Here is an 8,643-nt window from a genome sequence, read left to right as displayed (position 1 = left end):
CTTCCCATCCCGAACAGGACAGTGAAACGACTTTGCGCCGATGATAGTGCGGGTTCCCGTGTGAAAGTAGGTCATCGTCAGGCTCTTACAGCCCAGAAAACCCCAGTCAGTCATGACTGGGGTTTTTTGCTTTTCCGCTTTGCTTTGCACCATAGAAACACGGAAAGCGATATCAGTCGATAAGTGAAGAGGTGAATAGGTGGATCGACGAACGACCCGCCGAGCTCCTCCTGACGATCAGGTCAGCAAGGTCGATGGCTTCCGCGCCACCGCAAGCCCGGAGCAACCCAAGCACTAAGTCCACATCGTCCTCTGATCAATCGCTAGGCCGGTCAATACACAGCCGATTCAACCGACGGACCGCATCCTGAAGCGGTGCACGCCGTCCGAGTCCAGCAGACGCTCCATCTGCCCGCCAAACCACAGACAGTGCAAATGCGCCAACGCCTCGCCCATGGCAAAGGTCATCTGGTGGGCGTCCAGCGAACGCTTGAACAGGATCGGAAGGGCATCGGCGGCCGACAAGCCGGCTCCTCCGCCGGCATCCATGATGTCCTGGAGACGATCCCGATGATGGTCTTCCAGTTGCTGGATGCGTTGGTGCAGCCCGGTAAAAGGCTTGCCGTGTGACGGCAGCACCAGGGTATCCGCGGGCAGGTCCACATACCTGCGCAGCGACGTCAAAAACAAGCGCAGGGAGTCCGCCTCTGGCTCCGTGGCATGCACGCTCACGTTCGTTGAAATGCGTGGCAAAACCATGTCGCCACTCAAGAGAACACCCAACTCCTCGCAGTACAGAGCCATGTGTTCGGGCGCGTGGCCATAGCCACTGATGCATCGCCAGACCCTCCCGCCGATGTCCACCGTTCCACCGTCCAGCAACCTGCGAAACGTCGACGGAAGCGCCGGGACCAGGGTCGGGAAATAAGACACGCGGGCACGAACGTGCTGCAAGAATTCCTCGTCCCGCATGCCGTGCAGTGCATAGAAATCCGCATTGGCTTCACCCCCGAAGCCGTCCCGGTCGTACACCGCGATCCTGGCGGTGTTGTAGTCTGTCGCGCTGATCCACAGGCGCACCTGCCAGCGGTCGCAGATCCAGTGCGCCAGGCCGATGTGGTCGGGGTGCATGTGCGTCACGATCACACGCAAAACGGGAAGCCCTTCCAGGCAGTTCGCAAAGACCTGCTCCCACTGCGCGCGCGTCGTGGCGCTGTCGATGCAGCAATCCACCACCGTCCAGCCGTCGACCCAGTTTCCGTGGATGTCGGGTTGGCGGTCCCGCAGAAGCCACAGGTTGATGTGGTCCAGGGCGAACGGCAGTCCCATCCGTATCCAGCGAATGCCCGGCGCGACTTCCATCACGGAGCCCTCGCCAGGGAGGGCGTCGCCCAAAGGGTAGTGGATTTGGTGTTCAAGGGGATTCATGGCGGGTACCGGATGGGTTAGCATTGACGTTAACGTAAACGTCATGCATCCAGGCATTGTAGGGATTGGCGGCCCCAGGGCTGTCTCCTGGGCGAAACCACCTGCGCTGCACCCCACAAGCACCATGGCCAACACCTACAGCATCAGCGACCTCGCCAAAGAGTTCGACCTCACCACGCGGGCCATCCGGTTCTATGAAGACATGGGCCTGCTGCAGCCCGAGCGCACTGGCGCCGCAGGCCGCAACCGGGTGTACAGCGCGCGGGACCGCACCCGGCTGCGGCTGACCTTGCGCGCCAAGCGCCTGGGCCTGTCGCTCACCGAGGCCAAGGAAATCATCGACCTCTACGACAGCCCCCGCGATACCGGCGTACAGCTGCGCAAATTCCTGGACGTGCTGGTGGTGCACCGCAAGCAGCTGGAAGAGCAGATGGCGGATCTGAAGGCCAACCTCGAAGAGGTGCAAGAGCACGAGAGCGACGCCCGTGCCCTTCTGCTGCAGCTCGAAAAACAAAAATGAGCCATAATTGACGTTTACGTAAACGTAAATCTGGAGACCGTCGTGCCAACGAGCCCCTTCGAGCCCCGCTGCGCAGAGTACGCAGCCCGTGTGACCGACAGCTTTGCGCGCCAAGGCGCGATGCAGACCCTCGGCGCGCGTCTGGCGCTGGTGGGCCCTGGGGCGGTCGACATCGAGCTCGGCTGGGCCGCGGCGCTCACCCAGCAGCACGGATTCCTGCATGCCGGCATGGTCGCCACGGCGCTGGATTCCGCCTGCGGCTATGCCGGCTTCACCTTGATGGCGGCCGATGCGGCCGTGCTCACCATCGAATTCAAGATCAACCTGCTCGCGCCCGCCCAGGGCGAGCGCTTTCGCATGGAAGGCCGCGTGCTCAAGCCCGGCCGCACCATCACGGTGTGCGAGGGCAGGGCCTTCGCCATCGAGGGCGGGCAGGAAAAACTCATCGCCACCATGGGCTGCACGCTCATGGCCGTCACGGGCCGCGACCACATCCAGGGCTGAACACAAGCCTTTTCCCCTTCACCTTCGAGGAGACATCCATGAGCATTCCCGCCAACCTTCCCGGCCTGAATTTCCAGCTGGGCGAAGACATTGACGCACTGCGCGACGCCGTGCGCGACTTCGCCCAGGCCGAGATCGCCCCGCGCGCCGCAGAGATCGACCGCAGCGACCAGTTCCCCATGGACCTGTGGCGCAAGATGGGTGACCTGGGCGTGCTGGGCATCACCGTGTCCGAGCAGTACGGCGGTGCGTCCATGGGGTACCTCGCGCACATGGTGGCGATGGAGGAAATCTCCCGCGCCAGCGCCTCGGTCGGGCTGTCCTACGGTGCGCACAGCAACCTGTGCGTGAACCAGATCAACCGCAACGGCAACGAAGCGCAAAAGGCCCAATACCTGCCCAAGCTCATCAGCGGCGAACACGTGGGCGCCCTGGCCATGAGCGAGCCGGGCGCGGGCTCCGACGTGATCAGCATGAAGCTCAAGGCCGAGGATAAGGGCGGCTACTACCTGCTCAACGGCAACAAGATGTGGATCACCAACGGCCCCGACGCCGACACGCTGGTGGTCTACGCCAAGACCGAGCCCGAGCTGGGCGCACGCGGCGTCACGGCCTTCCTGATCGAAAAAGGCATGCCGGGCTTCAGCATTGCGCAAAAGCTCGACAAGCTGGGCATGCGCGGCAGCCACACGGGCGAGCTCGTGTTCAACAACGTCGAAGTGCCAGCGGCCAACGTGCTCGGCGGCCTCAACCAGGGCGCCAAAGTCCTGATGAGCGGCCTGGACTATGAACGCGCGGTGCTCACCGGCGGCCCGCTGGGCATCATGCAGTCCGTCATGGACAACGTGATCCCGTACATCCACGACCGCAAGCAGTTCGGCCAGAGCATCGGCGAGTTCCAGCTCATCCAGGGCAAGGTGGCCGACATGTACACCGTGCTGCAGGCCGGCCGCTCGTTCGCCTACACCGTGGCCAAGAACCTCGACATGCTGGGCACCGAGCACGTGCGCCAGGTGCGCAAGGACTGCGCCAGCGTCATCCTGTGGTGCGCCGAAAAAGCCACCTGGATGGCCGGCGAAGGCGTGCAGATCTACGGCGGCAACGGATATATCAACGAGTACCCCCTGGGCCGCCTGTGGCGGGATGCGAAACTCTACGAGATCGGCGCCGGCACCAGCGAGATCCGCCGCATGCTGATCGGCCGCGAACTGTTCGCCGAGACCTGCTGAGCCCGCCGCCCCAGCCAACCCCTGGCGGCACGTTGACTTCAAGGACCCCATGACGACCTCCATCGACGACCTCTTCGTACACAACCGCGCCTGGGCCGCCCAGATGGAGCGCGAGCGCCCCGGCTTCTTCACCGGCCTGCTGGCCCAGCAAAAGCCCAAGTACATGTGGGTGGGCTGCTCGGACAGCCGCGTGCCGGCCAACCAGATCACCGGCCTGGAGCCCGGCGAGGTGTTCGTTCACCGCAACGTGGCCAACGTGGTGGTGCCGACCGACCTCAACTGCCTGTCCACCATCCAGTACGCAGTCGACCAGCTGCGCATCGAACACCTGATGGTCGTGGGCCACTACGGCTGCGGCGGCGTGCTGGCCGCGCTCGAAGGCATCCGCGTGGGCCTGGCCGACAACTGGATCCGCCACGTGCAGGACGTGCGCGACCGGCACCGCGACCTCATCGCCGCTACCGCCCCCCAGTGGCGTCACGACGTGCTCTGTGAGCTCAACGCCATCGAACAGGTGGTCAACATCGCGCAGACCACCGTCATGCTCGACGCCTGGGGCAGCGGCCAGAAGGTCACGCTGCACGGCTGGTGCTACGGCCTCAAGGACGGCCTCATCAACAACCTGCACATGACGGTCGACAGCACCGAAGGCCTGGATGCGATCTACAAGGCCGCCATCGCCGGTGTCGCTTCCAAGCACCGCGAATAGCCCGGCCCCGCACCAGGCCCCCAGCCAGCCCCGGCGCGCCATGTTCCCCCAGCGGCTCGATGCCCCCGAGGCCTACGGCATCGCCAAGGCGATGATGGACGGCTTCAACCGCCACTACCGGCTGTTTCGCACCGAGTCCGCGCGCGCCAAGCACCGCTTCGAGACGGCCGACTGGCCGGGCCAGCAGCGGGCCCAGCGCGAGCGCATCGAGTTCTACGACCTGCGGGTCAAGGAGTGCGTGCGCAGGCTCGAAAAAGAGTTCGGCGCCGGCTCGCAGCCCATGGACGTGTGGCACCAGATCAAGCTCCACTACATCGGGCTGCTGGTCAACCACCACCAGCCCGAGCTGGCCGAGACCTTCTTCAACTCGGTCACCACCAAGATCCTGCACCGCACGCACTTCCACAACGACTTCATCTTCGTGCGACCGGCCGTCAGCACCGAGTACATCGAGAACGACGAGCCCGCGGCGCTGCCCACCTACCGCGCGTACTACCCCTCGCGCAGCAACCTGCACAGCACGCTGCAGGCCGTCATCGACAACTTCCGGCTGCAGCGCGAGTTCGAAGACCTCGCGCGCGACACCGCCCATGTGCTGGCCGCCATCGAGCCGCGCATCGCGCACATGACGCTGCGCGCCAACTTCCAGATCCAGGTGCTGGCCAGCCTGTTCTACCGCAACAAGGGCGCGTACGTGGTGGGAAAGATCATCAACGGCTTCAGCGAAGTGCCGTTCGCGCTGCCCATCCTGCACACCGACGCGGGCAAGCTCGCCATCGATGCCGCCCTGTTCGGCGAGGACGACCTGCTCGCGCTCTTCAGCTTTGCGCGGGCGTACTTCATGGTCGACATGGAGATCCCCAGCGCCTACGTGCAGTTCCTGCGCAGCCTCATGCCGCGCAAGCCCCGCGCCGAAATCTACAACGCCCTGGGCCTGGCCAAGCAGGGCAAGACGCTGTTCTACCGCGACTTCCTCTCGCACCTCAAGCACTCCAGCGACAAGTTCCGCATCGCACCGGGCATCAAGGGCATGGTGATGCTGGTGTTCGACCTGCCGAGCTTTCCGTTCGTGTTCAAGCTCATCAAGGACTTCTTCCCGCACCAGAAGGAAACCACGCGCGAGCAGATCAAGGGCAAGTACCTGCTCGTCAAGCAGCACGACCGCGTGGGCCGCATGGCCGACACGCTCGAATACAGCGAGGTCGCCTTCCCGCGCGACCGCTTCGACGATGCGCTCATCGCCGAGATCGAAAAGTTCGCCCCCAGCCAGCTCGAGATCAGCGACCGCGACGGTGACGGCCAGACCGAGGTCATCATCAAGCACCTGTACATCGAGCGCCGCATGGTGCCGCTCAACATCTACCTGCAGGAAGCCTTCGACGCCGGCCTGTCCGACCCGCGCGCCCACCAGCGGATGGAGCGCAGCGTGATCGAATACGGCAACGCCATCAAGGACCTGGTCGCCGCCAACATCTTCCCGGGCGACATGCTCTGGAAGAACTTCGGCGTCACCCGCAACGGCAAGGTCGTGTTCTACGACTACGACGAGATCGAATACCTCACCGACTGCCACTTCCGCCGCGTGCCCGCGCCGCGCAACGAGGAAGAAGAGATGAGCGGCGAGGTCTGGTACAGCGTCGGCCCGCGCGACGTGTTCCCCGAAACCTTCGGCCCATTCCTGCTGGGCAACGACGCCGTGCGCGAGGTCTTCATGAAGCACCACGCGGACCTGCTCGATGCCGCGTTCTGGCAGTCGCACAAGGAGCGCATCCAGGCCGGCCACATGCTCGACGTCTTTCCGTACGACAGCGACCGGCGCTTTGCGCACGGCGCAGCTCCCTAGCGCGCGGCGCTGCTGCGCACGCTGCCTCCACGCTCCCGCATCTTTCGTTCACACAACACCGACAGCAACCCAGGAGATCCACACCATGACCACAGCCACCCAAGACCCCATCGTCATCGTCGGCGCAGCGCGCACCCCCATGGGGTCGCTGCAGGGCGACTTTGCCAGCCTGTCTGCCCATGACCTGGGCGGTGCCGCGATCAAGGCGGCCATGGAGCGCGCAGGCGTATCGCCCGACGCCGTGGGTGAAGTGCTGTTCGGCAACTGCCTGATGGCAGGGCAGGGCCAGGCGCCCGCGCGGCAGGCGGCCTTCAAGGGCGGCCTGCCCAAGGGCGCGGGCGCGGTCACGCTGTCCAAGATGTGCGGCTCCGGCATGAAGGCCGCGATGATGGCGCACGACATGCTGCTGGCCGGCACGCACGACGTCATGGTGGCCGGCGGCATGGAGAGCATGACCAACGCGCCCTACCTGCTGCAAAAGGGCCGTGGCGGCTACCGCCTGGGCCATGACCGCATCTTCGACCACATGATGCTCGACGGCCTGGAAGACGCGTACGAGGCCGGCCGCTCCATGGGCACGTTTGGCGAAGACTGCGCCGCCAAGTACCAGTTCACCCGCGAGCAGCAGGACGCCTTCGCCACCGCCAGCGTGCAGCGCGCCAAGGCGGCCACAGAGTCCGGCGCATTCGCGGCCGAGATCGTGCCGGTGACCGTCAAGACCCGGGCGGGCGAGACCGTGGTGTCGACCGACGAAGGCCCGGGCAAGGTCAAGCTCGAGAAGATCGCCACCCTCAAGCCCGCCTTCAAGAAGGACGGCACCATCACCGCCGCGTCCAGCTCCAGCATCAACGACGGCGCGGCCGCCCTGGTGATGATGCGCGAGTCCACGGCCCAAAAACTCGGCGCCACGCCCCTGGCCCGCATCGTGAGCCACGCCACCCACGCGCAAGAGCCCGAATGGTTTGCCACCGCACCGCTGGGCGCCACGCAGAAGGCGCTGGCCAAGGCCGGCTGGCAGATCGGCGACGTGCAGCTGTGGGAGATCAACGAAGCTTTCGCCGTGGTGCCCATGGCGCTGATGAAGGAGCTGGACCTGCCGCACGACAAGGTCAACGTCAACGGCGGCGCCTGCGCCCTGGGCCACCCCATCGGCGCGAGCGGCGCCCGCATCATGGTCACGCTGATGTATGCGCTGAAGGCCCGTGGTCTGACCAAGGGCCTGGCCACGCTGTGCATCGGCGGCGGCGAGGCCACCGCCGTGGCGCTGGAGCTGGTGTGATGGGGGAGTCCGCATCGCCCGAGATCACCGCGTTCTGGGCAGAGTTCAGCGCCGCGCAGCCCACGCTGCAGGCGCTGCCCCTGCGCGACCGCGTGGAAGCGGCCAACACCATTCTCGAGCGCCACCTGGAAGGCCTGGCGCTCGAGATGTCCGGCGGCGACGATGACGCCGTGGTGGACCTCATCGCCACTGCGCATGGCAGCGTCGCCAACTTTCCGCTGCTCATGCAACTGGTGGCCGCTGCGCCCGCGCTCGCGCACTACCGCCTGCGCGCGTTCCGTGAACGCACCACCCAGCCCGACTTCCCCATCGGCATGGACGGCTTCGAACTCGAGACCTCCGACGTGCTGGTGGCCTGCAGCCGCGATGACGGCCAGGCCGCGCTGGAGATCCGATTCGGCCGCGAGATCCCGAGCGACTACCAGGACCACGCGCGCAACATGGCGTTCATCATGCTCGACCATGTGCTGGGCGAGTACGACTTTGCGGTGAAGGTGGGCGCGGTGGACTTCGTCGAGATGCCGCAGGACTCCGACGCGCAGTGGACCCCGCTCAGCCAACTGCCTCCGGTGTTCGACCGCCATTGGATCAATTTTCTGGGCCGCACGGGAGAGTTTCCCCAGGGCGAGCACGACTGGGCAGGGATGACGCTCGCCTTCGGCCCAGGCGCCGACGGCAGCGGCGACGAGGATGAAGAGATCGACGGCGAAAGCGAGAGTGAAAGCGACGGCGACTCCGACGACACCGCCATCGTCATGGTCAACCGCAGCGCGCAGCCCGTCGCGATGCGGGCCGACCTCGCCTACGCGCTCGAGCTGGACCTGGCCGTCGAAAACCGCGAAGAGCTGGCCGCCGTGCAGGCCTTGCAGGACCAGGCCGCCACCTTGCTCGAACTGCCGCAGCTGGGCATCCTGGCCTACACCATGACCCGCGCCGGCCGCCGCAAGGCCGTGTACTACGTGGGCGACACCCAGATGGCACGCCAGGCGCTGGCGCCGCTGCTGCTGCGCGACGAAGCCGCCTCGCTCGAGCTGACCACACGCTTCGACCCCACGTGGTCGGGCTACTTCGAATTCGCCGTGCACCTGTAAAAAGTGGCTTTGTACAACGCGCCATCTGTATTGCTATCAA

The 8,643-nt window shown here is 65.4% G+C and carries 8 protein-coding genes; 7 read left to right on the top strand and 1 reads right to left on the bottom strand.

Annotated elements, in window-relative coordinates:
• Positions 1 to 348: 348 nt before the first annotated feature.
• On the bottom strand, positions 349 to 1,428 hold the full coding sequence (locus tag ACIGHN_RS25135) for an MBL fold metallo-hydrolase (RefSeq protein WP_396506839.1): 1,080 nt from the start codon (positions 1,426 to 1,428) through the stop codon (positions 349 to 351).
• 124 nt (positions 1,429 to 1,552) lie between these two features.
• On the opposite strand from ACIGHN_RS25135, the gene ACIGHN_RS25130 reads away from it, so the two are divergent.
• The 7 genes from ACIGHN_RS25130 (at position 1,553) to ACIGHN_RS25100 (ending at position 8,603) form a co-directional block, all read left to right on the top strand.
• Entirely contained in the window at positions 1,553 to 1,948 is a 396-nt protein-coding gene (locus ACIGHN_RS25130; RefSeq protein ID WP_056414436.1) for a MerR family DNA-binding transcriptional regulator, read from the top strand.
• 120 nt (positions 1,949 to 2,068) lie between these two features.
• A complete protein-coding gene (locus tag ACIGHN_RS25125; RefSeq protein WP_396506845.1) occupies positions 2,069 to 2,452 on the top strand; it encodes a PaaI family thioesterase in 384 nt (127 codons plus the stop codon).
• Positions 2,453 to 2,490: 38 nt separating this feature from the next.
• Positions 2,491 to 3,681, top strand: a complete 1,191-nt coding sequence (locus ACIGHN_RS25120; RefSeq protein WP_396506837.1) for an isovaleryl-CoA dehydrogenase — start codon at positions 2,491 to 2,493, stop codon at positions 3,679 to 3,681.
• A gap of 49 nt (positions 3,682 to 3,730) precedes the next feature.
• Positions 3,731 to 4,390 (top strand): carbonate dehydratase, encoded by a 660-nt coding sequence (can, locus tag ACIGHN_RS25115; RefSeq protein WP_396506835.1) that lies wholly within the window; start codon positions 3,731 to 3,733, stop codon positions 4,388 to 4,390.
• A 40-nt stretch (positions 4,391 to 4,430) separates the two neighbouring features.
• Positions 4,431 to 6,233 (top strand): bifunctional isocitrate dehydrogenase kinase/phosphatase, encoded by a 1,803-nt coding sequence (gene aceK, locus ACIGHN_RS25110; protein ID WP_056414427.1) that lies wholly within the window; start codon positions 4,431 to 4,433, stop codon positions 6,231 to 6,233.
• 85 nt (positions 6,234 to 6,318) lie between these two features.
• Positions 6,319 to 7,512 (top strand): acetyl-CoA C-acyltransferase, encoded by a 1,194-nt coding sequence (locus ACIGHN_RS25105; protein ID WP_396506834.1) that lies wholly within the window; start codon positions 6,319 to 6,321, stop codon positions 7,510 to 7,512.
• A complete protein-coding gene (locus tag ACIGHN_RS25100; RefSeq protein WP_396506832.1) occupies positions 7,512 to 8,603 on the top strand; it encodes a DUF695 domain-containing protein in 1,092 nt (363 codons plus the stop codon). Before ACIGHN_RS25105 ends, ACIGHN_RS25100 begins: the two co-directional genes overlap by 1 nt.
• Positions 8,604 to 8,643 lie beyond the last annotated feature (40 nt).

Origin of the sequence: Acidovorax sp. NPDC077693 (genome assembly GCF_044542805.1) — a bacterium.
Classification (GTDB): Bacteria; Pseudomonadota; Gammaproteobacteria; order Burkholderiales; family Burkholderiaceae_C; genus Acidovorax.
Note: the sequence above shows the minus strand (reverse complement) of the source record. Positions and strands in the feature narration are given on the sequence as shown.